General features: G+C 72.5%; 22 protein-coding genes and 1 pseudogene. 8 read left to right on the top strand and 15 right to left on the bottom strand.

Annotated features, from left to right (window positions below):
* Window positions 1-10 precede the first annotated feature (10 nt).
* The 13 genes and pseudogenes from JT362_RS00430 to JT362_RS00370 form a co-directional block, all read right to left on the bottom strand.
* Window positions 11-1,951, bottom strand: a complete 1,941-nt coding sequence (locus JT362_RS00430) for an oxidoreductase (protein WP_260188943.1) — start codon at window positions 1,949-1,951, stop codon at window positions 11-13.
* Entirely contained in the window at window positions 1,948-2,370 is a 423-nt protein-coding gene (locus tag JT362_RS00425; RefSeq protein WP_260188942.1) for a nuclear transport factor 2 family protein, read from the bottom strand. The genes JT362_RS00430 and JT362_RS00425 overlap by 4 nt, the downstream gene beginning before the upstream one ends.
* A complete protein-coding gene (locus tag JT362_RS00420) occupies window positions 2,367-2,831 on the bottom strand; it encodes a (2Fe-2S)-binding protein (protein WP_260188941.1) in 465 nt (154 codons plus the stop codon). The genes JT362_RS00425 and JT362_RS00420 overlap by 4 nt, the downstream gene beginning before the upstream one ends.
* Window positions 2,828-3,652, bottom strand: coding sequence for an FAD binding domain-containing protein (locus JT362_RS00415; protein WP_260188940.1), 825 nt, complete (start codon window positions 3,650-3,652; stop codon window positions 2,828-2,830). Before JT362_RS00415 ends, JT362_RS00420 begins: the two co-directional genes overlap by 4 nt.
* Window positions 3,649-6,006, bottom strand: coding sequence for a xanthine dehydrogenase family protein molybdopterin-binding subunit (locus tag JT362_RS00410; protein WP_260188939.1), 2,358 nt, complete (start codon window positions 6,004-6,006; stop codon window positions 3,649-3,651). The genes JT362_RS00415 and JT362_RS00410 overlap by 4 nt, the downstream gene beginning before the upstream one ends.
* The gene (locus JT362_RS00405; RefSeq protein ID WP_260188938.1) at window positions 6,003-6,581 is read right to left on the bottom strand and encodes an ureidoglycolate lyase; all 579 of its coding nucleotides are present in this window, start codon (window positions 6,579-6,581) and stop codon (window positions 6,003-6,005) included. The genes JT362_RS00410 and JT362_RS00405 overlap by 4 nt, the downstream gene beginning before the upstream one ends.
* Entirely contained in the window at window positions 6,569-7,966 is a 1,398-nt protein-coding gene (locus tag JT362_RS00400; protein ID WP_260188937.1) for an MmgE/PrpD family protein, read from the bottom strand. The genes JT362_RS00405 and JT362_RS00400 overlap by 13 nt, the downstream gene beginning before the upstream one ends.
* Window positions 7,963-8,790, bottom strand: coding sequence for an ABC transporter ATP-binding protein (locus JT362_RS00395; RefSeq protein WP_260188936.1), 828 nt, complete (start codon window positions 8,788-8,790; stop codon window positions 7,963-7,965). The genes JT362_RS00400 and JT362_RS00395 overlap by 4 nt, the downstream gene beginning before the upstream one ends.
* Before the next feature lie 22 nt (window positions 8,791-8,812).
* Window positions 8,813-9,580, bottom strand: coding sequence for a DUF4437 domain-containing protein (locus JT362_RS00390; RefSeq protein WP_260188935.1), 768 nt, complete (start codon window positions 9,578-9,580; stop codon window positions 8,813-8,815).
* Window positions 9,580-11,013, bottom strand: coding sequence for an FAD-dependent oxidoreductase (locus tag JT362_RS00385; RefSeq protein ID WP_260188934.1), 1,434 nt, complete (start codon window positions 11,011-11,013; stop codon window positions 9,580-9,582). Before JT362_RS00385 ends, JT362_RS00390 begins: the two co-directional genes overlap by 1 nt.
* 1 nt (window position 11,014) lies before the next feature.
* Window positions 11,015-11,991, bottom strand: a pseudogene (locus tag JT362_RS00380) (ABC transporter substrate-binding protein).
* A gap of 101 nt (window positions 11,992-12,092) precedes the next feature.
* A complete protein-coding gene (locus JT362_RS00375) occupies window positions 12,093-12,941 on the bottom strand; it encodes an ABC transporter permease (RefSeq protein WP_260188933.1) in 849 nt (282 codons plus the stop codon).
* Between the two features lie 250 nt (window positions 12,942-13,191).
* The gene (locus JT362_RS00370) at window positions 13,192-13,983 is read right to left on the bottom strand and encodes an IclR family transcriptional regulator (RefSeq protein ID WP_260188932.1); all 792 of its coding nucleotides are present in this window, start codon (window positions 13,981-13,983) and stop codon (window positions 13,192-13,194) included.
* A 56-nt stretch (window positions 13,984-14,039) separates the two neighbouring features.
* On the opposite strand from JT362_RS00370, the gene JT362_RS00365 reads away from it, so the two are divergent.
* The 8 genes from JT362_RS00365 to JT362_RS00330 are packed head-to-tail and all read left to right on the top strand — an operon-like array spanning window position 14,040 to window position 23,193.
* Window positions 14,040-14,702 (top strand): SDR family NAD(P)-dependent oxidoreductase, encoded by a 663-nt coding sequence (locus JT362_RS00365; protein WP_260188931.1) that lies wholly within the window; start codon window positions 14,040-14,042, stop codon window positions 14,700-14,702.
* A gap of 4 nt (window positions 14,703-14,706) precedes the next feature.
* Window positions 14,707-15,609 (top strand): formylglycine-generating enzyme family protein, encoded by a 903-nt coding sequence (locus JT362_RS00360; RefSeq protein WP_375546423.1) that lies wholly within the window; start codon window positions 14,707-14,709, stop codon window positions 15,607-15,609.
* Between the two features lie 53 nt (window positions 15,610-15,662).
* On the top strand, window positions 15,663-16,841 hold the full coding sequence (locus JT362_RS00355; protein WP_260188930.1) for an ROK family transcriptional regulator: 1,179 nt from the start codon (window positions 15,663-15,665) through the stop codon (window positions 16,839-16,841).
* Window positions 16,838-17,650, top strand: a complete 813-nt coding sequence (locus JT362_RS00350) for an ABC transporter permease (RefSeq protein ID WP_260188929.1) — start codon at window positions 16,838-16,840, stop codon at window positions 17,648-17,650. The genes JT362_RS00355 and JT362_RS00350 overlap by 4 nt, the downstream gene beginning before the upstream one ends.
* Window positions 17,647-18,420, top strand: a complete 774-nt coding sequence (locus JT362_RS00345; RefSeq protein WP_260188928.1) for an ABC transporter ATP-binding protein — start codon at window positions 17,647-17,649, stop codon at window positions 18,418-18,420. The genes JT362_RS00350 and JT362_RS00345 overlap by 4 nt, the downstream gene beginning before the upstream one ends.
* A gap of 20 nt (window positions 18,421-18,440) precedes the next feature.
* On the top strand, window positions 18,441-19,418 hold the full coding sequence (locus JT362_RS00340; protein WP_260188927.1) for an aliphatic sulfonate ABC transporter substrate-binding protein: 978 nt from the start codon (window positions 18,441-18,443) through the stop codon (window positions 19,416-19,418).
* Window positions 19,415-20,893, top strand: coding sequence for a sulfatase family protein (locus JT362_RS00335; RefSeq protein ID WP_260188926.1), 1,479 nt, complete (start codon window positions 19,415-19,417; stop codon window positions 20,891-20,893). Before JT362_RS00340 ends, JT362_RS00335 begins: the two co-directional genes overlap by 4 nt.
* On the top strand, window positions 20,890-23,193 hold the full coding sequence (locus JT362_RS00330; protein WP_260188925.1) for a glycoside hydrolase family 43 protein: 2,304 nt from the start codon (window positions 20,890-20,892) through the stop codon (window positions 23,191-23,193). The genes JT362_RS00335 and JT362_RS00330 overlap by 4 nt, the downstream gene beginning before the upstream one ends.
* Here JT362_RS00330 and JT362_RS00325 read toward each other — a convergent pair.
* On the bottom strand, window positions 23,177-24,301 hold the full coding sequence (locus JT362_RS00325) for a right-handed parallel beta-helix repeat-containing protein (RefSeq protein WP_260188924.1): 1,125 nt from the start codon (window positions 24,299-24,301) through the stop codon (window positions 23,177-23,179). The genes JT362_RS00330 and JT362_RS00325 overlap by 17 nt on opposite strands.
* A complete protein-coding gene (locus JT362_RS00320; RefSeq protein WP_260188923.1) occupies window positions 24,298-25,095 on the bottom strand; it encodes a glycoside hydrolase family 16 protein in 798 nt (265 codons plus the stop codon). The genes JT362_RS00325 and JT362_RS00320 overlap by 4 nt, the downstream gene beginning before the upstream one ends.
* Between the last annotated feature and the right edge of the window lie 235 nt (window positions 25,096-25,330).

Genomic DNA, 25,330 nt, shown 5'->3' with positions numbered 1-25,330 from the left:
TCTCTCCTCTCTACAGGGCACGACCGACGGCATGGGCCTCGGCCATCGCCTCCAGCAGGGTTCTCGGTGCCACCGCGTCCCCGATGACGTGCACGGCGAGCCCGGCGTCGGCGAGCGGGGCGGCCAGGGCGTCCTGGGCGGTGGGCGGGTCGAGGGCGACGACGTCGGTCACGCCCGGAACGATCGTGGTGGTGTCGACGAGGGTGCTGGCGATCCGCGCGGTGCCGGCGGCCAGCTCGGCGCGCGCGGAGGTCCAGAGCTGGACGCCGAGGTCGCGGAGGCGTTCCACGGCCGTCATCCGGCTGTACTCCGTGACGCCCCACAGCGGGGTGCCGGCCGCGGCGACCAGGTGCACGGCGCCGCCGCCGCGGGCGACCGTCTCGGCGACCGACGCGGAGGTCCAGCCGCCGTCGTCGTCCAGGACGAGCACCGTTCGGCCGGTCCAGGAGCGGCCGGCGAGGACGTCGGCAGCGGCCAGTGCCGGGCCCCAACCGGGGACGTCGCGGGTCGCGTGGGTGGCGCCGGTGGCGAGGACGACGGTGTCGGGGGTCTCGGCGAGGACGTCGTCGGCGGTGGCGGTGCGGTTGACGCGTACCGGGACGGCCAGCTCGGTGAGGCGGCGCTGCTGGTGGGCACGTAGCCGGTCGAGGTGGCCACGGCCCGCGCCGCGGCGGCCGGTGCGGAGCTGTCCGCCGGGTTCGGCGGCGCGCTCCCAGACCTCGACGGTGTGGCCACGTTCGGCGGCGAGACGGGCGGTCTCCAGGCCGGCCGGGCCCGCGCCGACGACCAGGACGCGGCCGGGGTCGGGGGCCGCGGCGGGGTGTTCCGGCCACTCGGCCTCGCGGCCGACGGTGGGGTTCATCATGCAGGTGATCGGGCGGTGGCCGGCGATCTCGCCGATGCAGAAGTTGCAGGACACGCAGGGGCGGATGCGTTCCGGTTCGCCGGCGGCGGCCTTGGCGAGCAGGTGCGGGTCGGCGATGTGCGCGCGGGTCATCGCGACCGCGGCGAGCAGGCCGGTGGCCAGGCCGCGTTCGGCGTCGTCGAGGTCGACGAAGCGGCACGCGGCGAGCACCGGGACGCGGGTGCACTCGCGGGCGACCGCGAGGGTCTGGGCGAGGTAGGGGGTGTGGCCCTCGCTCATGTCGGCGACGTGGTGGCCGATCGAGGGCACGGTGTAGGAGGCGAGGGAGACGTTGAGGAAGCCGATCGGGCGCGTGCTGTCGAGCAGGTGCGCGATGCGGCGGCCGGCGTCGAGGTCCTGACCGCCGGGAACGAGCTCCTCGGCGCTCAGCCGGACGCCGACGACGAGCTGGTCGCCGACGGCGTCGAGGACGGCGTCGAGCACCTCCAGCGGGTACCGGAGGCGGTTGGTCTCGCTGCCGCCGTAGGCGTCGGCGCGGTCGTTGGACGCGGGCGAGATGAACTGGTGCAACAGGTGCCCGTGGCCGAAGTGGATCTCGACGCCCTGGAAGCCGGCGGCGACCGCGAGCCGGGCGGCGCCGGCATAGGCGTCGCGGACCTCGGTCAGGTCGCGGCGGGTCATGGCGTGCGGGACGGCGCCGGAAGCGGTCCAGCGGCGGGTGGTGGGTCCCCAGGCGGCGGCGCGGCGGAACACGTTCTCGCTGTGCCGGCCGGCGTGCGTGATCTGGGTGAACACGGCGGCGCCCTCGGCGCGGACGGCGGCGGTGATCTTCTCCAGGCCGGGCAGGGCGGCCGGGTCGGCGGCGAGCCCGCCGGCGCGGCCGAGACTGGTGGGGTGCACGCGCAGCGGCTCGGTGACGATCAGGCCGGCGCCGCCGCGGGCGCGTTCGGCGTGGTAGGCGACGTGCCGGTCGGTGGGCAGGAAGTCGACGCCGAAGTTGGTGGTGTGGGCGGACACGAACACGCGGTTGCGCAGGGTGATCCCGCCGAGGTCGACCGGGGAGAAGACGCGGGGGTAGGCGCTCATGGGCGCCACTCCCGCGCCAGGTCGGCGGGGGTGCGGGCGGTGAGCACGCCGGTCTCGGCGAGGTCGTTCCACACCCACTGCTCGACGATCCGGTCGTCGCGCAGGCGGAACCGGTCGACGTAGCGGACGCCGTCGAACCGCACGCCGTGCGCGTTCTCGCCGAACAGGCGGCCGATCGAGTAGACCACCACGTCGCCGTCCGGTGTGGACAGTGTCTCGTAGCTGTCCCGGTGCTTGTCGACGAACCGGTACCGGCCGGCCGACGCCTCGGTCAGCTCGACGAGCCCGTGGTAGCGGCGGCCGCCGGGGAAGACCAACTCCGGTTCGGGTGCGAGGTGCCGGGTGGCGTCGTCGATGCGGCCGGCGCCCATCGCGGCGAGGAAGTCCTCGACGACGGCGATCGCGGTGGCGGTGTTCACGCCGGCTCCTGGGCGGCGCGGCGGACGGCGGCGACGATCGTGTTGTAGCCGGTGCAGCGGCACAGGTTCCCGTTGAGCGCGCGGAGGATCTCCTCGTCGTCGGGGTCCGGGGTGGACTCCAGCAGTTCCCTGGCGGTGAGCAGCATGCCGGGCAGGCAGAACCCGCACTGGAACGCGAACTCGTCCCAGAACGCGCGCTGTACCGGGTGCAGGTCGTCGCCGTCGGCGAGGGACTCGACGGTCTCGACGCGGGCACCGTCGGCGCTGTGGGCGAGCACGGAGCAGGACTTGGTGGTCCGCCCGTCGACGACGACCGTGCAGGCACCGCAGTCGCCGGTGAGGCAGCCGACGTGGGTGCCGGTGAGGCCGGCCTGTTCGCGGATGGCGTGCACGAGCAGGGTGCGCGGGTCAACGTCGACCGCGTGCTCGACGCCGTTGACGGTCAACCGGATCTCGGTCATCGGCTCTCCTCGTCCAGTGCGCGGGCCACGGAGCGCGCGGCGATCACGGGTGCGATCCGCGCCCGGTACTCCCCCGGCGCGAGTACGTCGTCCCACGGGCCGCCGGCGATCTCGATTCCCTCGGTGACGGCGGTTCGGACGTGGTCGCGCCAGGCCGGATCGGCGGTGCCGGCCGAAGGGAGGTCGAGCGTGACGGCGGCCGGGACGGGCGCGGCGCCGCCGAGCACGACCCGCAGCGAGTCCGCGCGGACGACCGTGGCGGCGGTGACGATCGGCCAGCTTCCCTCGACGAGCTTGAACTTCACGTAGCCGAAGGTGGTCACGTCGGGCACCGTGATCGCGGCCAGGACCTCGTCCGGCTCGCGGACGGTGCGGAACGCGCCGAGGAAGAAGTCGGCCGCGGCGACCTCGCGCACTCCCCCGGCCCAGGCCAGCAGGAGCCGCGCGTCGAGGGCGACCAGGCAGGCCGGCACGTCGGACGACGGGTTGGCGTAGCTCGCCGAGCCGCCGACCGTGCCCCGGTGGCGGATCTGCGGGCCGCCCGTGATGCCGTGGGCCATCGTGGCCAGCAGCGGCACGGCCGAGTGTTCCAGCTCGGTGTACGTGGTCATCGCGCCGACCACGGTGGTGCCGGCGGCGGTCGTGACGCCGGCGAGCCCGGCGCGACCGAGGTCGACCAGCGCCGAGGGCCGGATCCGGCCATGGGTCAGCTCCGGCACGACCATGGTGCCGCCGCCGACGATCAGGGCGTCCCCGTCGGAGAGGGCGGCGGTGACGCCGTCCAGGTCGGCCGGGCGGATGAACGTGGGGGCCGTGCTCACGATGACCCCTTGCGAGCCTCGTCGATCAGCGCGAGCACGGCCGGTGGGGTCAACGGCACCCCGCGAACCGTGACCCCGAGCGGCGCCAGCGCGTCCTCCACCGCGTTGGCGACCGCGGCCTGCGCGCCCCCGACCCCGGCCTCACCGGCGCCCTTGTTGCCGTGCATGGTGAACGGGCTCGGCGTGACCTGGTGCACCATCCGCAGCAGCGGGACGTCGCCGGCCCGGGGCAGCAGGTAGGACTTGAAGCGGTCGGTGGCCAGCCGGCCGTCGGCGTCGAACCGCAGGCGTTCGGACAGAGCGCTGCCCAGCCCCATGGTGACCGCGCCACGGGCCTGGCCCTCCACCAGCGACGGGTTGATCATCGTGCCGCAGTCGTGCGCCATCACGTAGTCGACCAGGGTGACCTTGCCGGTCTCGGCGTCGACGTCCACGACGGCGGCGTGCAGGCTCGACGAGTAGGTCGGGTACGGCTGGATGCGGCCGAACTCGTCCGGCACGTGGTCGATGTTGCCCGGCTTGTAGGCACGGGTGGACTCCAGCACCGGTTCGATGTCGCCGATCGCGAACGCCCTGGTGAGCAGTGCCCGCGCGACCTCGGGCACCGGCAGCTCCCGCCCACCGCCGGTCGCGACGCCGTCGCGGAGTTCGACGTCGTCGGTGTCGAGCAGGCGGGCGGCGACCGCGAGGAGCTTGGCCCGGACGTCCCGGGCGGCGAGCGTCGCGGAGCCGCCGCCGACGACCATGCTGCGGCCGCTGAAGTTGCCGAACCCGTTGGGGCAGCGGTCGGTGTCGCCCTGCACCAGCTCCACCCAGGCCAGCGGCACGCCCAGCTCGGCGGCGACGATCTGGGCGATCCCGGTGTCGTTGCCGCCGCCCGGCGAGGTGACGCCGGTGAGCACGGTGACCATGCCGGTGACGCTCATCCGCACGGTCGTGGTGTCGAAGCCGGACACGAACGTGCCCGGGCTGTCCGACGACTCGGGGGTCAGCTCGAAGCCGAGGCCGACACCGAGGTAGCGGCCACGCTCACGCAGCTCGGCCTGCCGGCGGCGGACGCCGGGATGGTCGACCGCGTCGAGGGTCTTGTCCAGTAGGCCCTCGAAGTCGCCGCTGTCGATGTTGAGGCCGGTGGACGTGCGGTACGGGAACGCGTCCGAGGGGACGAAGTTGCGCCGGCGCACCTCGGCGGGGTCCAGGCCGAGGTCGCGGGCCACCAGGTCCACCGCGCGCTCCATCACGAAGTGCGCGGCGTCCTTGCCGAAGCCGCGCGCGGCGGCCAGCGGTGGCTTGTTGGTGACGACGATGTCCAGCTCGATCCGGCAGTCCGGGATCGCGTAGCCGGACGGCAGCGTGGTGGCCGACATGTTCGGCATCGCCCAACCGGCCTGCGCGGTCAGCGCGCCGATGTCGGCGACGATCTCGTCGACCAGGGCCACGATGCGGCCGTCGGCCATCGCGCCGACGCGGAAGCGGTGCGTCTGCTCGCGGGCGCCGGCGAGCAGGGCCTCGCGGCGGTCCTCGACCCATTTGACCGGGGCGCCGGCGAGCCTGCTGAGCAGGGCGACGAGGGTCTCCTCGGGGTGGCCCTGCATCTTGAGGCCGAACGAGCCGCCGACCTTGGCGGTGACGATCCGGATGCGACCCTCGTCGACGCCGAGGGTGGTGGCGAGCATCCAGCGCAGCTGGTGCGGGTTCTGACAGGACGCGTGCACGGTCAGCGTGTCGCCGTGCCAGGACGCGAGGTAGCCGCGCGGCTCCATCGGCGCGGTGGTGGTGCGCGCGATCCGGATCTCGCCGGAGACCACGGTGTCGGCCTCGGCGAGCCGGGCGTCCGGGTCGCCGGTGCCGTAGCGGTTGTGCATGACGACGTTGCCGGGCCAGTCCTCGTACAGGCGGGGCGCGTCCTGCGCCAGCGCGGCCTCGGCGTCGAGTACGTGCGGGAGTACCTCGTAGTCCACGCGGACCAGGTCGGCGGCGTCGTGCGCCTCGTGCCGGGTGCGGGCGACGACGGCGGCGACCGGCTGGCCGGCGTGGGTGACCTTGCCGACCGCGAGGCAGCGGAGGTCGGCGCGGTTGCCGCCGCGGGCGGCGGGGTCGATGAAGTACGGCACCGGGCCGGCGTGCCGTGCGGCCTGCTCGCCGGTCAGTACGAGGGCCACGCCGGGTGCGGACTCGGCGGCGGTGGTGTCGATCGAGCGGATCCGTCCGTGCGCGACCTCGCTGCGCACGACGACCGCGTGCAGCATCCCCTCGGGACGGTGGTCGTCGAGGAACGTCGCGCGGCCGGTCAGCAGCTCGGCGCCGTCACGGCGGCGCGGCGAGGAGCCGATCCCGGTGGCGGCCGCTGTCATCGGGGCATCTCCACGCGGAGGCGGCGGCCGGTGCGGTACACCGGGTTTCGCTTGTCCACGTCGAGCTTGTGCACCTCGCCGTTGTCGTCGACCGAGGTCTGGAGGCCGCCGGTGACCCCGGGAGTGCTGGTGATGAAGAACTTCTGGCCGTCGCGGGTCGGGAACGGCGGCTCGTGCCAGGTGCCCCGGTGGATGTTCAGGATGACGTCGCCGGGGACCAGGAACGCGCGGATCGCGGCGAAGTCGGGGAAGCCGTCGACCAGTGGGACGTCCGGCGGGGCGACGACGGAGACGTACGGGTCGCCGTTGAGCGGGATGAACGTCTGGGTCATCCCGTGGTGGCGCTCCAGGTAGCGGATGTCGCCGCCTCGGTAGCCGACGCGGAACAGGATGAACTCGGGCGGCTCGTCGACCTGGAGGACGACCGGGCCGTGCACGGCGTTCAGGCCGGAGTACAGGTTGATCGGCAGCTTCGGGGTGTCCTCGAGCGACACCACCTCGCCGAACGGTGCGAACGCCTCGGCGGTGACCGGCTCGGGGACGATGGTGTGCACCATGGTGTCTACGTCGGACATGCGTGCTCCTGCGGTCGGGTGGCCAGCTGGCCGGTGAGGTCGCGGACGGGCGCGCCGGCCGGCGGGGCGAGCAGCAGCTCGGCGGTACCGGCGGCGATCCGTTCGCCGAAGGCGGATCCCACGTAGCCGGCGAACTTGGCCAGCAGCTGGTCGCGGGTGAGCGGGGCGCGGCTGTCGCCGGCGGGGACGTCGACGGTGCGGGTGTGCGCGGCGCCGTCGTCGGTGGTGATGGTGACGCGGGTGGCGGTGTACTCGGGGTACCGGGCCTCCAGGTCGGCGGCGGGCCGCAGCCGGACGAGGTCGGCGACGCGCAGGACGCGGGGGTCCGTGCGGGTGGCCTGGCCGTACTGGGCGCCGCCGACGTCCCGGTCGGCGACCGCGGCGCCGACGACGTACGGGAGGCTCAGCGTGCAGGCGACCGTGGACGGGTCGGGGCCGACCGGGCGGTCCACGAGCAGCAGGGCGATGTCGTAGGTCTCCACGTCGACGGCGGTGATCCGCTCGGGGTCCAGGTCGTGTTCGACGGCGAGTTCCACGGCGGCCTGGGCGGCGCCGTGGGTGTGCCGGCAGCCGGCGAACCGCTTCTGGTGCACGTCCAGGATCGTCCACTCGGAACCGAGGCCGTCGAGGCCGTCGTCGGTCGCGGCCGGCGGGGTGCCGCCGAGCACGGCGACCAGACCACGCGGGTGCTCGACGACCTCGCGCCAGCCGGTGAGCCCGGCGGCGGCGTGCTGGGCGCCCTCGACGCCGGCGCGGGCGAGCTGTCCGGCGAACGCGGGCTTGGCCGACGGACCGGCGAAGATGGACTCGATGAGCACGGCCGGCGCGAAGAACGCGGCCGCGCCGACGGCGTCGGCGATCCGTTCCTCGGGCAGGCCGAGGAGCTTCGCGCAGCCGGCGGCCGCGCCGAACGTCGCCGCGATCGGGAACCAGCCGGCCCGGGTGGCGTTCGGGTGCACCGCGCGGCCGATCCGGTCGGACACCTCGTAGGCGACGACCGCGGCGGTCAGCAGGGCGCGCAGGTCGGCGTCGGTCTCCTCGGCGACCGCGAGCAGCGCCGGCAGCGTGTGCGAGGGGTGGAAGCCGCCGAAGCGGTAGCCGTCCTGGTGCTCGAACACGTCGGCGGCGGCGCCGTTGCAGTAGGCCGCGTCGGCGGCCGGCGCGGCGAACCCGGCGCCGAGCACGGTCGCCGTCGGTGCGCCGCCTCTGGCACGGACCAGGTCGGTGAGCGTGGACACCTCGGCGGTGGTTGCGCCGCCGACGGCCGCACCGACGAAGTCCACGAGCAGCGCGCCGGCCTTGGCGACGACGGCGTCCGGGAGGTCCGGGTAGGACAGTCCGGCGGCGAACGCGGCGAGCGCGCGGGTGGTCGGGGTTGCTGTCACGCGTGGCCGCCGAGCTGCTTGCGCAGGCCGCCGACCATGTCCGCGAACCGGGTGTCGCCGGAGACGGCCAGGTCGCGCGGGCGTTCGAAGTCGACCTCGACGACGTCCTGCACCCGGCCGGGGCGCTGGGACAGCAGCACCACGCGGTCGGCGAGGAACACCGCCTCGGAGATCGAGTGGGTGACCAGGACGACGGTCTTGCCGGTGTCCAGCCAGAGCCGCTGCAGCAGCAGGTTCATGGTGTCGCGGGTCATCGCGTCCAGGGCGCCGAACGGCTCGTCCATCAGCAGGATCGACGGGCGGTGGATCAGTGCGCGGGCGATCGCGACCCGCTGCTGCATGCCGCCGGAGAGCGCCTTGGGGTAGTGGTCGAGGAACTCGCCGAGCCCGACCAGCTCGGCCAGCTCGACCGCCCGCCGCTTGCGTTCGGCGCGGCCGATCCCCTTGGCCTCCAGGGGAAGCGCGATGTTGCGCCAGACCTTGCGCCACGGCATCAGGTTCGGCGCCTGGAACACGAAGCCCAGCGAGCCGAGCGTGTCCCTGGCGGGCTTGTTGTCCTTGCCGGTGAACAGCGGGCGGCCGCCGATCTCGATGGTGCCCTCGGTCGGCGAGATCAGCCCGGCGAGCATCCGCAGCAGCGTGGTCTTGCCGCAGCCGGACGGGCCGAGCAGCACCACGAACTCGCCCGGCCTGACCTCCAGGTCGGTGGGCATGAGCGCGCGCACCGGCCCGGCGGCCGCGTCGTAGGTCTTGCCGACGCCGCGGACGGAGATCGCCTCGCCGGACAGCTCCGGTGCGGTGCCGTGGTCGGTGGTCTCGGTCATCGCACTCTCCCGGATGGTGCTCTCAGTCGACATAGGCCTGCCTCGCCAGCTCGTGCCACGCACCGCCGGGCGCGGGGTCTCGGTACTCGGTGGTGGTGGCCGCGTCGGACCGGATGAACGACATGGTTCCGCCGCGCGAGTACAGCGGCCCGTGGAAGACGCCGGGCGAGCGGAAGAAGTACGCGCCCTCGCGCATCACGCCGCGGGCGCCCATCAGGACGTCGCCGTAGACCTTGAACGACTCCTCGTAGACCGGGTGCGCCTCCTCGGACTCCGAGCGCCAGCCCGGCATCATCGCGGCGAGGTAGATGTAGGCGCGGTCGTCGGCACGCAGGGTCTTGAGCATCGCCCCCGGCTTGAGCTCGACGTCGCCGCTCCAGGTCGCGGGCGTCCAGTCCAGGCGTTCGGTGTCGGTGACCGTCACGACGTCCTGGCCGTCACCGGCGGCGAAGGCCGGGGTGGACCAGAAGCCGCAGTACAGCACGAGGCCGCGCACGCCGGGCCGCAGGTCGAGTGCGGTGCCGGCGGGGACGTGCAGGTAGTGGTTGACGTCGATGGGCCGGCCGTTGAGGACGCCGCCACCGGAGAGCACGTACAGGTCGGCCTCGGCGGCGAGCACGCCGACCTGCGGGTCGACCACGCGGTGCACGGCGGTCTCCGCGCCGTCGCCGGGGTCGCGGCTGAGCAGCCGTTTGCGGCCGCCGCCGGCGAAGCCGAACTCACCGTCGTTCGGGCGTTCCCACGGCAGGTCGCCGCTGTGCACGAAGTCGACGTCGGGCCGGTTCCACATCAGGCATCCTCCTCGACGCCAGCGAGCCGGCGGCCGAGCAGGCGACCGAACGACAACGCGGGCGTGACGCTCATGCCGCTGACGAACGACTTGCCCGACAGCGTGCTGCCGCCGAGCACCTCCCCCGCGGCGTACAGGTTCTCGATGGGACCGCCGGCGCCGACCACCCGCAGGTGCTCGTCGACGACCAGGCCGGCCGGGCTCTTCAGGGTCGTGCCGTGGTTGCGGATCGCGTAGAACGGCGGCCGCTCGATCGGCAGCGGCAGGTGCGTGCGGCCGAGGTGGTCGCGGCCGGCGGTGACGGCGGCGTTGTACTCGTCGACCGTGCGGCGCAGGCCGGCCGGGTCGACGCCGGCGTGTTCGGCGAGCGCCTCGACGGTGTCGGCGACGCTGAACGACGGGTGGGTGGCGAACGCGTCCGCGAGGTCGTCTTCGGCCCAGGTCGGCAGGAGCGCGGGGGCCTTCTGCCGGACGGCGTCGTCGTAGACCACCCAGAACGTCAGGTCCGGCTGGTCGAGCAGGGCGTTCTCCCGGACGTCCACGCTGTCCGCGTCCTCGGCGACGAACCGCTCGCCGCGCGCGTTGACGTGGATCTCCCACGGCGGGCGGGACTGCGGGGTCAGCTGGGGGTAGTCGTCGAGCGCGATCGTCCTGGAGGGACTGTCCGGGAGCAGGACGCCGCCGTAGGTTGGCAGGAACTTGTCGCCGCCGTGGGTCCGGGCGCCGACGTCCAGCGCGGCCAGCAGGCCGGTGCCGGTCGAGGTTGGCGCACCGGGGCCGGCGAGCGGGGCGCCGCCGGTCAGCTCACCGAACAGGTCCGCGTTGCCGGAGTAGCCGCCGCTGGTGAGGACGACGGCGTCGGCGTCGACGTCGAGGCGGACGCCGTCGGGGCCGAGCGCGCTCACGCCGGTCACCCGGTTCCCGTCGGTGCGCAGGGCGGTCATCGTGGTGTTCAGGTGCGCGGTGACCGTGCCGTCCTCGCGGGCCCGGTCGAAACGGGGCAGCAGGACCTCCAGCACGGACCGGCCACCGCGCCTGCCCCAGTAGGTGCGCGGCAGCGAGTACGGCTCGTGGAAGTACAGGATCGCCGGTGCCTCGGGGTCCATGTCGAACCCGGCGGACATCAGCCAGTCGACGGTCTCCGGCGCGTGCCGGACCGCCAGGCGGACCAGGGCCGGGTCGGCGGTGCCCTTGCTGATCCGCATCACGTCGTCGTAGTGCAGTTCGGGGCTGTCGTGGATGCCGCGCGAGCGCTGCAGGGCGGTGCCACCGGCGGACAGCTGGGCCCAGGACCGCCAGAGGGTGCCGCCGACCTGGTCGGCCTGTTCGAGCACGGTCACCCGCAGGCCGTGCCGGGCGGCCTCGATGGCGGCCGGCAGACCGGCGGTGCCCGCGCCGACGATGACGACGTCGGTCCGTTCCGGTGCGGCCACGTCAGATCTGGTCCACGAACTCGGTGGTGACGAAGTCCTCGACCGGGCGCTTGGTGTCCTTCATGATCCCGGACTTGCGCATCAGCTCCACGGCGGACTCCCAGGCGGCCAGGTCGATCGCGAGGTAGTCGCCGGAGGCCGGCTTGCACAAGTCGGCCTGCGCCTCGACCTTGAGCGTGGCCAGTTCCTCGTCGCTGACCTCGACCTCGTTGTAGGCGCCGACCGCGCTGAGCACCTTGTCGAGGTTGGCCGGGTCCTCCAGGAACTGGTAACCCTTGCGGGACGCGCGGAGGAAGCCGGTGATCGCCTCGCCCTCCTGCTGGGCGTCCTTGGCCTTCACGAAGTAGGAGTCGCCCGGCATCGGGGCGAACTCGTCGGTGTTGAGGTAGTTCAGCTCGATGCCGCGCTGCTCGAACGCGGTCTCCGAGCCGAGGTAGGTGATGAACCCGTCGACCTCGCCGCGCTTGAGGAACTCCAGCGAGCCGACGTCGCCGCCGGTGACGACCTTGCGCACCTTCTTCGGGTCGAGTCCTCCGCGACGGACATGGCGTCGAGCAGCAGTTCGGTCGTGCCGCCCTTGGAGATGACGCCGATCGTCTTGTTCTGCCACTGGTCCGGGTGGGTGAGCGGGTTGTCCGGCATGGACGCGACGCTGTACTGGCTCTTCTGGTCACCCTGCGCGACGGTGACGATCGTGGCGCCGGTGTCGGCGATCAGCGGGCAGGTGATCACCGCGGCGGCCTTGCCGAACATGCCCTGTCCGGCGGAGACCTGGGAGACCGAGCTGGCCGTGCCGCTGCCGCCGATCGGTTCGATCCGCAGGCCCTCCTCCTCGAAGAAGCCCTCCTGGATCGCCACGTACACGTCGGCGTAGTTGATGATGTGCTGGAACGGCGTGACGAACACCAGGTTCCGCAGGCTGGGGTCGGACGGGTTGTTGCTGGCCGCGTCGTTCCCGGTCGACGGCGCGCAGGCCATCAGGAACGAGCTGCCGGCGGCGGTGGTGACCGCGAACAGGCCGCCGGTGCGGAGGAAAGAGCGTCGGTCCATCTTCTTGCAGCTCCTGGTGTTCCGGGGGATCAGAGGGAGGTGGCACGCCCCGACGACTCGTGCCAGGGGATCGCGAACCGCCGGATGGTGGCCACCACGGCGTAGAGCAGGAAGCCGAGCACGGTCATGATGATCACGACGGCGAACAGCTGGTCGGTGCGCAGCGCGGCGAGCATGACCGTGGCCAGCGCGCCGAGTCCTTCGTCGCCGCCGAGGTACTCACCGACGATGGCGCCGGTGATGGCGAAGACGATGCCCAGTTCGATGCCGGTGAGCACGGCCGGCAGGGACGAGGGGATGTCCAGGGAGATGACCCGCTTCCACCACGGCGCCTGGATCACCCGCATCAGGTCGCGGTGGCCCGGCTCGATGGAGCGGATGCCGAGGATCGTGTTCTGCATCATCACGAAGAACGAGATGATCGCCGCCATGAAGATCTTCGACGAGATGCCGAAACCGAACCACAGCAACAACAACGGCACGATCGCGACCTTCGGCACGACCTGGGTGGCGACCAGGAACGGGGACAGCACCCGCTCCACCGACCGCATCTTGCCGAGCACGATGCCGAGCACCACGCCGACCACGACGGCGATGCCGAAGCCGACGATCGTCTCGTAGAACGTGACGTAGGTGGCCTCGTAGATCATCGAGTCGCCGAGCAGGTCGACCAGCGCGGTCCACACCATCTCCGGCGGCGGCAGGATCAGCTCGCCGACGCCGAACACCACCGTGTAGAGCTTCCAGGCGCCGATGAGGGCGGCCAGGATCAGCGGCGTCGTCACCCACAGCAGCCACCGCGGCCCCGATCGCCGCTTGGCGGTCGACGACTCGGGCGCGGGCTGGGGCGGGGCTGGGGCCTGGGTCGCACTCACCATGTGGCGTCCTCCACGGGTGCCCTGGAACGTTCCGTGTAACGCTTAGCGGAACGCCGTACCGGATTTCGGTATGCTAGGCAGGCGTTCGAGTGACGGTCAAGGCATCGGCGGACTGAATCGAGGGTGAATTCGCGGCTCGCTGCACACCGTCACGAGCCGGACCGGTTCGGTGGCCTGTGGACAGTCCGGATCGGACTGTTGAAGCGTGAACGAAACCTGACCGTTACCCGAAGCGGTTGCGGGACAGGGATCAGGCGCCGGCGGCGCGGTATCCGAGTCCGGTTGAGACGGCGGCGGCGGCCTCGGTGATGAGCGCGCCGTACTCGTCGATCTTGTCGTCGCTGATCCTGGCCACCGGGCCGCAGATCGACAACGCTCCGTACACGCGGCCGGTCGCGTCGAACACCGGGGCGGCGACCGAGCCCGCGTCGACCTGACGCTCGCCCCGGCTGACCGCGTACCCGCGGCGGCGGATCCGGCGCAGTTCGTCCGCCAGCTCCTCCCGGCTGGTCACCGACACCGTTCCGGTGAGCGTGCGGTCGAGGTAGCCGGCCAGCTCGTCGGCGTCGAGCGAGGCGAGGATGGCCTTGGACGACCCGCCGACGTGCAGCGGGAACAGCTGCCCGAGCGGCACGGCCATCCGGATCTCCTGCGGCGAGAGCACCTGGGTGAGGTACATCCGCTGGTCGCCGTAGCGGGCCGAGAGCGTCGCGGTCTCCGCGGTACGCGCGACCAGCCGCTCCATGTGCGGCTGCGCGATCCGCGGCACCTCCATCCTGGCCAGCGCGGCCAGGCCGACACTCACCGCGCCCGGGCCGAGCCGGTAGCGCCGGGTGCGCTCGTCGACCACGAAGAACCCGGCGGCGACGAGCGTGCGAACCACGCGGTGCACGACGGTCTTGCTGAACCCGAGGATGCGCGCGAGTTCGGAGACGCCGAGGTCGGGCTCCGGCGACTCGGCGACCGCGAAGATGACCCGCAGCGCGCGGGTGATGCCGCTGCTGGTCTCACCCTCCTCGGACTCAGGCCCCCGCGTGGTCATGGCGCGAAATACTAGTGCCCCGTCAAGGCGGGCGTTCCGCGTGCTAGAAAGCGGACATGGCCCGAACCGCACTGGTCGTCGGCGGCGCCGGCGGGATCGGCGCCGCCTGCGCCGACTGGTTCCGCGCGAACGGGGACGACGTGCTCGTCCTGGACCGGGCGCACGGCCACGACGCCACCGACCCGGACGCCGTGGCCGAGGCACTGGCCGGCACGCCGGTGCTCGACGCCGTGGTGCACGCGGCCGGCTCGGTCGGCAGCGGCGGCATCGAGGACCTGGACCTGGCCGAGTGGCACCGGGTCATCGACGACAACCTGACCTCCGCGGCCGTGGTGACCAGCCAGGCGCTGCCTCGGGTCGCCGAGGGCGGCTCGGTCGTGCTGTTCAGCTCGGTCAACGGCCGGCACGGCGGCAACGAGCTGTCCGGGCCGGCGTACGCGGTGGCCAAGGCCGGGATCATCGGTCTGACCCGGCACCTGGCCAAACACCAGGCGCGCCGGCGGGTCCGGGTGAACTGCCTGGCGCCCGGGCCGGTCGCCACGCCGATGCTCGACCGGCTGAGCGACGAGGAGCTGACCACGCTGCGCGCCGGCGTTCCGCTCGACCACATCACCGCCCCGGCCGAGATCGCCGGAACCGTCGGCTGGCTCTGCTCCCCCGCCGCCGCGTCCGTCACCGGCGCCACGATCGACGTCAACGGCGGGATGTGGATGGGATGAGGAGATGACGTGTTGCTCGCCGTCCGGCCCTGGACGGACCACGGCCGTGGACGACGAACCCCTGCCACAGGACGGGGACACCGAGGGCATGGTGCGGCTGCCGGGCGGCGAGTTCCTGATGGGCACCGACGACGCCGAGGGCTTCCCCGCGGACGGGGAGGGGCCGGTGCGGCGCGTGACGGTGGACCCGTTCTGGGTCGACGCCACGGCCGTGTCCAACGCGCGGTTCGCCGCGTTCGCCGAGGCCACCGGGTACGTCACCGAGGCGGAGCGGTTCGGCTGGTCGTACGTGTTCGCGTCGTTCCTGCCGGCGGCGCTGCGGCGCGGAGCACCCCGGCCGGAGGGGGCGCCGTGGTGGTGCGGGGTGCGCGGCGCGTACTGGCGGGCACCGGAGGGTCCGGGCAGCGACCTCGACGGCCGGGACGACCACCCGGCGGTGCACGTGTCCTGGCACGACGCGCTCGCCTACTGCCGGTGGGCGGGCGTCCGGCTGCCGACCGAGGCGGAGTGGGAGTACGCCGCGCGCGGCGGGCTGGAGCGGCGGCGCTACCCGTGGGGCGACGAGCTGACGCCGGGCGGCGAGCACCGGGCGAACATCTGGCAGGGCCGCTTCCCGACGAGCAACACCGTCGAGGACGGGTTCCGCGGCACGGCGCCGGTCGACGCGTTCGCGCCGAACGGGTTCGGCCTGTTCAACGTCGCGGGCAACGTGTGGGAGTGGTGCTCGGACGCCTGGCGCGTCGACCACACCGCGCCGGCGCCGGAGGGGGCGCCGAAGGTCCAGCGCGGCGGGTCGTACCTGTGCCACCACTCGTACTGCAACCGGTACCGGGTCGCCGCGCGCACGTCGAACACCCCGGACAGCACCGCGGGCAACGTCGGGTTCCGGTGCGTGCGGGACGCCTGATTATTTTTCCGGGACGTTGACATAAATGAGTGCCGGTCGTCACACTGACCGGCATGCAGCGTCGTTCCGGTCCCCTGTCGCAGCTCCGACGCGGGCACGAGGAGCTCGTGCTCGGGCTGCTGCGCCGGCACGGACCACTCAGCCGAGGCGCGCTCGGCACCCGCTCCGGCCTCTCCCGCACGACTCTGCACGACATCCTCGGCGCGCTGCAGGCCAGCGGCGCCGTGGTCACCGTCGCCCAGGACGGGACGGCGCCGCGCGGTCGCGGCCGGCCGGCGGAGACCCTCACCCTCAACCCGGACGCCGGGCAGGCCATCGGCATCGACTTCGCCCGGCGCGCGGTGCACGTGGCGATCGTCAACGTCGCGCACGAGGTCGTCGGTTCGGCCAGTGAGCCGCACGGCGCCGACCTGGCCTTGGCCGACCGGGTGGAGCTGGCCGAGCGGCTGGTCGGCTCGCTGGTCGAGGGCACGCTGCGGCTCGGGGCGCTCAGCGCGGTCGGGGTCGGGATCGTCGGCCCGGTGGCCGACTCGGGTGCGGACCGGGAGGACCTGCCGAGGCTGCTGCGCAAGCGGTTCGGGGTGCCGGTACTGCTGGACAACAACACCCGCCTCGCCGCGCTCGCCGAGTCGATCTGGGGCGCGGCCGCGGGCGGACAGGACGTGCTGTACCTGCGCCTGTCGCACGGGGTCGGCGGCGGGCTCGTCGTCGGCGGCGCCCTGCACCGGGGCGCGCACGGGCTGTCCGGCGAGTTCGGGCACATCACCGTCGACGAGAACGGCGCCCGCTGCGGCTGCGGCGGCACCGGATGTCTGGAGACGGTGGCGTCGGTCCGGGCGGTGCTCGACGCGCACCGGACGGCGGGCGGGCACGCCGAGGACGTGGCCGGGCTGGTGGCCGCCCTGGAGGCGGGTGAGCCGGCGGCGCGGGACGTGCTGCGCTCGGTCGGCACCCGCGTCGGCGCGGTGCTGGCGGCGCTGTGCAACGCGGTCGGTCCTGGCGTGATCGTGGTCGGCGGTGAGCTGGCGGAGACCGGGCCGGCACTGCTCGGCCCGATCGAGGCGGCGCTGTCCGCGCACATCCTGCCGATCTCCCGGCACAAGGTCAGCCTGCGCCGGGCGACGCTCGGCGATGTCGGCGGCGCGCTCGGCGGCATCGCCCTGGTTCTGCACGAGTCCCCGCTGCTGTCCCACTACCCCGCCGAACCGGAACCCGGGGAGGAGTCGCCATGACTGTCGTCGCGGCACCGGAGAACGCCGTGCCAGCGCGGTCCACGCCAAGGCGCGCGCGGCGCCGGGGGGTCCGGCCGCTCGTGCTGAACCTGGTCGCCGTCGCGCTCGGCATCGGCGTGTGGTCGCTGCTGTCGGCGATCGGCGTGCAGGGCCTGCCCGGCCCGGTCACGGTGGCCGACCGGGCAGGCGAGCTGATCGCGGACGGGACGCTCGCCGAGGACGTGCTGGCGAGCCTGCGACGGGTCCTGATCGGGTTCGCGCTCGGCACCGCGCTCGCCGTTCCGGTGGGATTCCTGATGGGGTGGTACGCCACCGCGCGCGGCCTGCTGGAGCCCTACATCCAGTTCTTCCGCACGATCCCGCCGCTGGCGATCATCCCGCTGGCGATCGTGCTGCTGGGCATCGGCGAGGTGCCGAAGGTCTTCGTGATCTTCCTGGCCGCGTTCCTGTCCAGCGTGGTGGCCGCCTTCCAGGGCGTGGTCGACGTCGACCGCACGCTGATCAACGCCGCCCGGGTGCTCGGCGCGTCGGACCGGACGATCTTCGCCAAGGTCGTGGTGCCGGCGTCGACGCCGTTCATCCTGGTCGGCATGCGGATCGGGCTCGGCTCGGCGTGGGCGACGCTGGTCGCCGCCGAGCTGATCGCCGCCCAGGAGGGACTGGGCTACCGGATGCAGCAGGCCCAGCTCTACTACGACCTGCCGACCATCTTCGTCGGCCTCATCACGATCGGCGTGCTCGGCCTGCTGATGGACCGCCTGCTGCTGCTCGCCGACCGCCGCCTCACCAGCTGGCAGGAGCGCCGATGATTCCCAAGATCACCTTCCGGGACGTGGTCCGGACGTTCCCGGTGAAGGGCGGCACGTTCACCGCGCTCGACGGGGTGTCGCTGGACATCGCCGACGAGGAGTTCGTGACCGTGGTCGGACCGTCCGGGTGCGGCAAGAGCACCCTGCTCGGCATGGCCGCCGGGCTCGACGAGCCGACCGGGGGCGAGGTGCTGGTGGACGGTGCGCCGGTGACCGGGCCGGGGCCGGAGCGCGGGGTGATCTTCCAGCAGTACGCGCTGTTCCCGTGGCTGACCGTGCGCCGCAACGTCGAGTTCGGGCTCCGGCTCGCCGACCTGCCGGCCGAGGAACGCCGCACGCGGGCACAGCGCGCGATCGACCTGGTCGGGCTCACCGACTTCGCCGACGCCCTGCCCAAGACCCTGTCCGGCGGGATGAAACAGCGGTGCGCGATCGCCCGCGCCTACGCGGTCGACCCGACCGTGCTGCTGATGGACGAGCCGTTCGGCGCGCTGGACGCGCTGACCCGCGTACAGCTGCAGGACCAGCTGCTCGACACCTGGAGCCAGGACCGGCGCACGGTCCTGTTCATCACCCACGACGTCGACGAAGCGGTGTACCTGGCCCGGCGGGTGGTCGTGATGGCCGCCCGGCCAGGCCGGATCCACAAGATCGTCGATGTGGACCTGCCCTATCCGCGCACCGAGGAGATCCGGCTCTCCCCCGAGTTCAGCCGGATCCGCAACGAGGTCTGGCACTCCGTCTACCACCAGTCCCCCGCCGCTGTCTGATCACCCGGAAGGACGTTCGCATGCGTGTGTTCCGTCGCGCCCTGTTGGCCGCACTGTCCGCGATCGTGTTGACACTGTCCGTGACATCCTGTTCGGACTCCGGGGACGGGTCGACGGTCCGCTTCGGCTACATCGGCGACTACAACGGCGTCAGCCTGCTGGCCATCGCCAACGAGCAGGGTTTGTGGGCCGAGGAGGGCCTGACCCCGGAGCTGAAGGTGTTCACCAACGGCCCGCTGCAGATCCAGGCGCTCGGCGCGGGCGACCTCGACTTCGGCTACATCGGCCCGGGCGCGTTCTGGCTGCCCGCCTCCGGGCAGTCGAAGATCGTCGCGATCAACACGCTGACCTTCGCCGACCGGGTCATCGCCCAGCCCGGGATCGACTCGGTCGCCGACCTGAAGGGCAGGCGGGTCGGCGTGCCGGAGGGCACCTCCGGCGACATGGTGCTGAACCTGGCGCTGCGCGAGGCCGGGATGAGCCAGGACGACGTGGAGAAGGTGCCGATGGACCCGGCGACCGTGGTGTCCGCGTTCGTGTCCGGGCAGATCGACGCGGCCGGCATCTGGTACCCGCTGATCGGCACCTCGATCAAGCCGAAGGTGCCGGACCTGGTGGAGGTGGCGAGCACCCGGGACTTCGCCGACAGCTCCTTCCCCACCGCGTTCGTCGGCGGTCGCCAGGTGGACGACGAGCTGACCCGCAAGGTCCTCGCCGTGCTGCGCAAGGCCAACGACTGGCGAGTCGAGCATCCCGATGAGACGATCGGCCTGTCCGCGAAGATGCTGAAGATCGACGAGGAGACCGTCCGGGCCGACGCGGCGAACGTGGAGACGATGACCACCAACGACCTGGTGGCCGGGACCGAGGACGGCACCGTCGACGGCTGGCTGAACGGGCTCGCCGACTTCTTCGTCAGCACCGGACAGCTCGAGTCCACACCGGACCCGGCGAGCTACTACACCGGTGACCTCTACACGGAGGCGTCCGGCACGTGAACCTGCTGTTCCTGATGACCGACCAGCACCGGGTGGACACCCTTGGCTGCTACGGCAACCCGCACGTGGCCACGCCGAACCTGGACCGGCTCGCCGCCACCGGCACCCGCTTCGACCGGTTCTACACCCCGACCGCGATCTGCACGCCGGCCAGGGCGAGCCTGCTCACCGGGCAGGCACCGTTCCGGCACCGGCTGCTCGCCAACTACGAGCGCAACGTCGGCTACCTGGAGGACCTGCGCGACGACGCGTTCACGTTCTCCGCCGCGCTCGCCGAGCGGGACTACCGGCTCGGCCTGATCGGCAAGTGGCACGGCGGGGTGGCACGCAACGCGGCGTCCTACGGCTTCGAGGGACCGGACCTGCCCGGCTGGCACAACCCGGTCGACCACCCGGACTACCTGGCCTACCTGGACGAGCGCGGGCTGCCGCCGTACCGGATCTCCGAGCCGATCCGCGGCACCACGCCCAACGGCAACCCGGGCAACCTGCTCGCCGCGCGGCTGCACCAGCCGGTGGCGGCGACGTTCGAGCACTACCTGGCCACCCGGGCGATCGAGCACCTGGACCGGTACGCCGATCGGTACCGCACGGAGGGGAAGCCGTTCTTCCTGGCCACCCACTTCTTCGGCCCGCACCTGCCCTACCTGCTGCCGGACGCCTACTTCGACCGGTACGACCCGGACCTGGTGGAGCTGCCGCCGTCGGTGGCGGAGACGTTCGAGGGCAAGCCGCCGGTACAGCGCAACTACAGCGACCACTGGACGTTCGACACGATCCCGATCGAGGTCACGCGCAAGCTGATCGCGGTGTACTGGGGCTACGTCACCCTGGTCGACGAGCAGATCGGGCGGATCCTCGACCGGCTCGACGAGCTGGGCCTGACCGACGAGACCTCGGTCCTCTTCACCGCCGACCACGGGGAGTTCACCGGGGCGCACCGGTTGCACGACAAGGGCCCGGCGATGTACGAGGACATCTACCGGATCCCCGGCATCGTGCGGGTGCCCGGCGAGGCGCCCGGGGTGCGGCACGAGTTCGCCACGCTGACCGACTGCACGGCGACCATCCTGGAGCTGGCCGGCTGTGACCCGACACCCGCGGTGGACAGCGCGAGCCTGCTGCCGCTGGTCCGGGGCGAGCACCCGGAGTGGCGGGCGGAGCTGGTCGCGGAGTTCCACGGGCACCACTTCCCGTACCCGCAGCGGATGATCCGGGACGAGCGGTACAAGCTCGTGGTCAACCCGGAGTCGGTCAACGAGCTGTACGACCTGTTCGACGACCCGCACGAGCTGCACAACCGGTACCCCCATCCGGAGCTGGCCCCCGTACGCCGGCGGCTGATGCGCCGGCTGTACGACCTGCTCCGCGAGCGGGGCGACAACTTCTACCACTGGATGACGCCGATGTACGACATCGGTGCGTCCGACCACGATCCGAGCCTGAGCGTGTTCGAACTGGAGGAGTCGCAGTGAGACCGACAGTCCTGGCCGCCGCCGTCGCCGTCCTGAGTGGACTCGTCCTGGCGCCGGCACCCGCCGTCGCCGAGGCACCCGCGCCGGCCACCTACACGAACCCGGTCGCCGGCGACGTGGTCGACACGTTCCCGGACCCCGTCACGATCCGCGCCAGGGACGGCTTCTGGTACGCCTACGGCACGCAGAACCCGGTGTTCCAGTCGCGCGGCGAGACCGGCGAGCGGATGCTGCCGATCCTGCGCTCGGCCGACCTGGTGAACTGGGAGTACGCCGGGGAGGTGTTCACCCAGGAGACGCAACCCGCGTGGCACGACGGATCGCGGCTGTGGGCGCCGGACGTCCGGTACGTCGACGGCCGGTACTACCTGTACTACTCGGTGCCCGGGCGGAACACCGTCGGCCTCGCCACCGCGCCGACCCCGACCGGCCCGTGGACCGACGAGGGCCCGACGCTGCCCGAACCGAGCGGCTGCCCCACCGGCGGCATCGACCAGGCCCTGTTCACCGACACCGACGGCACCCACTGGCTCTACTGGGGCAGCTACGACACCATCTGCGTGGCCAGGACCAACGCCGACGCCACGCACATCGAGGGCCCGGTCACCCAGGTCGCCCGGGGCAGGCGGATGGAGGGCGCGTTCGTCGTCCGGCACGAGGAGTTCTACTACCTGTTCTACTCCGACGCCGGCTGCTGCGACGGCGCCTACAGCGGGTACCAGGTCAAGGCGGGCCGCTCGACCAGCCCGACCGGGCCGTTCACCGACGACGAGGGCGTCGACCTGATGGCGCTCACCAGCAAGGGCGCGATCGTCGCCGGGGCGAACGGGAACCGGTGGATCGGGCCGGGGCACAACGGGTTCCTCACCGACCTCGCCGGCCAGGACTGGCTGGTGTACCACGGCATTCCGGCGCGGGACCCGGACCTGGCACGGGTGCCCGGCATCGACCGGCAGCTGACCAGGCGGCCGATGCTGCTGGACCGGCTCGACTGGATCGACGGCTGGCCGGTGCTGCGGGCGGGCGCCGGGCCGTCGGAGGGTCCGCAGCGCGCACCCGTGACCGCGCCGGTCGCCGGGAGCACGTTCAACGAGAACGGTCTGGCCGGCATGCACCCGGTCGGCCGCGGCTGGTCGGTCGAGCACGAGCCGGACGCACGCGGGTACGCCACCCACGCGGGCGGGCACCGGACGTCGTACCTGCTGTCCACCGGGCGCGCGCCGGCGGACGTGCGGGCCGAGGCCGACCTGCGGGTGACCGACGGGGCCGCCGGGCTGGTGGTCGGCCACCGCGACCGGAACCACCAGGTGGTCGCCTGGCTGGACCGCGACCGGCACGCGCTGGTCACCGAGCTGGGGCGCGGGCACGCCGAGGAGGTCACGCCGCTGCCGGCCGGGTTCCGGTTCGACAGCTGGCACAACGTCGCGGTCGAGGTGCGCGGCACCCGGCTGACCGTCGAGGTGACCGAGGACCGGATGGGTGACCCGGTCGCGCTGCAGGAGCGCCATGTCCCCCGGTCGGCCGCGCGGCGCGGTGCCGTCGGGGTCGCCGCGCGGGGCGCCGGGGTCGACGCGGACAACGTGAGCGCGGTGCCGCTGTACCGGCCGGTCACCGAGCGGGTGCCGGAGCCGGAGGTCGGCGAGCTGCTGTTCGGTGACGAGTTCGACGGGGCCGAGGTGCCGGGCACCACGCCGGACTCGCCGTGGCGGTGGGTGCGCGGGCCGGCGGCCGGGCTGACGATGACCGGCGACGAGTTGTCCTGGCCGACTGGGAACAACGAGCTGCACCTGGGGAACAACACCGCGCCGGTGCTGCTGCGGGACGCGCCGGCGGGTGACTTCACCGTCGAGACCAGGATCGAGTTCGCGCCGGACCAGGTCGCCCAGCAGGCCGGGATCCTGCTGTACGAGAACGACGACCGGTACTTCAAGCTGGTGCACTCGGTGCTCCCGCTGCACCGGGGCGGCGGTGCGCTGTTGCACGTCAGCGAGTTCGGCAAGGAGGGCGAGCGGCCGACCACCACGCCGCCGACCCCGGTGGCGAACGCCCCGATGTTCGGCGGGCCGGCGGCGGACACCATGTGGCTGCGGCTCAGCTTCCACGCCGACACCGAGCACGGCGAGAACGAGGTGCGCGCGGCGACGAGCCGGGACGGCCGGCACTGGGTGCACAACGGCGTGTGGACGTTGCCGACCCGCGACGACCTGGACATCGGACTGGTCTCGATGAACCGGACCGGGGCCGTCGCGGAGTTCGACTACGTCCGCGTGTACCGGGCCGGGTTCAGCCACACACGTTGAGGCTCGAGTTCACCAGGGTGTTGTTCCGGAAGGTGGTGTTCACCCCGCACGGGTTCTCGGTGATCGCCGAGTCGGTCACGGTGAGGTTCTGGATGGTGATGTCGGAGCTGTTCGCGAACTCCGACCGCGCGGCGAGGCGGATGTCGCCCGGGCCGGCGACCCTGCCGGTCTGGGCGGCGATGGTCACGTTGTGGCAGTTCTCCACCAGGATCGCGTTGTTGCCGGTGTCGGCGATGTCGACCCGGTCGATCACCGCTCCCCCGCTCTCCGAGACGCAGAAGATCCCTCGGCCGCCGCCCCGGGCGATCACCTCGCCGACGCGGATGTTGGTCGGGTAGCCGCCGCCGACCCGGCCGTTGCGGTTGGCCATCCGGAACGCGGCGTAGCCGGTGCCCGCGCCGGTGTTCCAGCCGTCCACCTTGGACACGGTGGCGTTGGTGGTGTCGTTGAGCAGCAGGCCGGAGTGGCCGGTGTCGCGGGCGGTGACGGTGCCGATGGTCAGGTTGTCGACGCCGTAGGTCTCGACGCCGTGGGTGCTGGTGCCGGACACGTAGACGTCGTCGATGCGGATGTCGCGGCTGCGCTGGCTGGTGTCGCCGTGGTTGTCGATCCGGACGCCGAGACCGCCGGACAGGCGCAGGTCGAGCTGCCCGAGGACCACGTTCGAGACGTTGCGCAGGAAGACGCCGTAGAGCGGGGAGCCGGCGAGGGACAGGTGCTGCACCTCGATGTCGGTGGTGCCCCGGGAGTAGACCGGGGCCTGGTCGCCCGAGCCCGACCCGGTGACGGTGATGGTGCCGCACGCGTCGAGCACGGTGTGGCTGGGCAGGGAGATCCGAGAACCGGCGCTGATCGTGCCGGCGCTCCACACCACGACCCGTTCCTTCCAGGTGCGGCCGGGGGTGAGGCTGTTCACCGCGGCCTGCACGGCGGCGCGCATGTCGGATCCGGTGTAGACGGTGGAGCCGTCGCGGCGGGCGGTCCAGGTGCCGCCGTTGGCGTAGGCCTCCGCGTGGAAGGTGCCGCTGCCGCACTCGGCGGCGTTCGCGGTGGCGGGCGCGACGAGGAGACCGGCCAGGACGGCGATGGTGGCGAGGAGCGCTCTCATGCTCGTGACCTTCCGACGTAGACGTTGCGGGCGCGGTAGAGCGTCTCGCCCGACGGTCCCGGGGAGCCGGACGAGCCCTCCATCTGGAGGTTGCAGATGATCCACATCGGACGGCCGACGAAGTCCGCGCCGCGGTGCTGACCGACCCAGCGGCCGTCCAGGTAGTAGTGGATGTCGACGTCGGTGGCGCCGGCCTTGGTGATCCAGGCGCGGTACTCGTGCCAGGCACCCGGATCGGGGACGCCGACGATCGTGTTCGACCAGCCGCCGCTCGCGTTCCGATAGGTGTTGAACCAGTTCCTGTTGTCTCCCTTGAACTCCAGGATGTCGCTCTCCGGCGGCCAGGAGTTGACGCCGGTGAGCCAGAAGGCCGGCCAGGCGCCGCGCGTGGCCGGGGCCTGGAACTCGCCCTTGACCTCCCAGTTGGGGAACTGGTCGCTGACCACGACGTGCTGGCGGGCGTGCACCGCGCCGGAGTGGTAGCGGATCGGCAGGTGCGGATCGCTGCCGCTGTTGCCCTCGTCCCAGTCGATCCTGGTCGCCCTGATCGCCAGGACGCCGGGGCGTTCCAGGAAGACGTGGTTGTGGTCGGACGCGCTCGCGTACATCCTGGCGCTGCCGTTGTGGTCCGAACCCCACGGGTACCGGTAGCCCCAGGCCGCCTCGAGCGTCGAATAGCTGTCGAACGAGCCGCTGACGACGGTCTCCCAGGCCGCCGCCCTGGCCGGGGTGGCGATCGCCGCGGCCGTCACCCCGGCGCCGGCGGTCAGGAAGAACCTTCGCGTTCGCTTCATCGCAGGGACCCTCTTTCGTCGGGAGCATCGCGCTCGACCAGGAAAGCGGTTGCCTTCGACGTTAGAACCGCTTTCGCGCTTCGTCAACCGGTTCAGAAAAGGGAAAGTTGACAGGTTCGCGGTAGGGGTGCCACCATTTCCGTGCGGGAATTGGGAGCGCTCCCATAGTAGCGGGGGCGCGCGGCCCGGACCCGCCACCCGGGCGCGCGGCCCCCCGCGAAACGCAGGAACGAAC

The sequence above is a fragment of the Actinophytocola gossypii genome, assembly GCF_025165815.1.
Lineage (GTDB): Bacteria > Actinomycetota > Actinomycetes > Mycobacteriales > Pseudonocardiaceae > Actinophytocola > Actinophytocola gossypii.
Note: the sequence above shows the minus strand (reverse complement) of the source record. Positions and strands in the feature narration are given on the sequence as shown.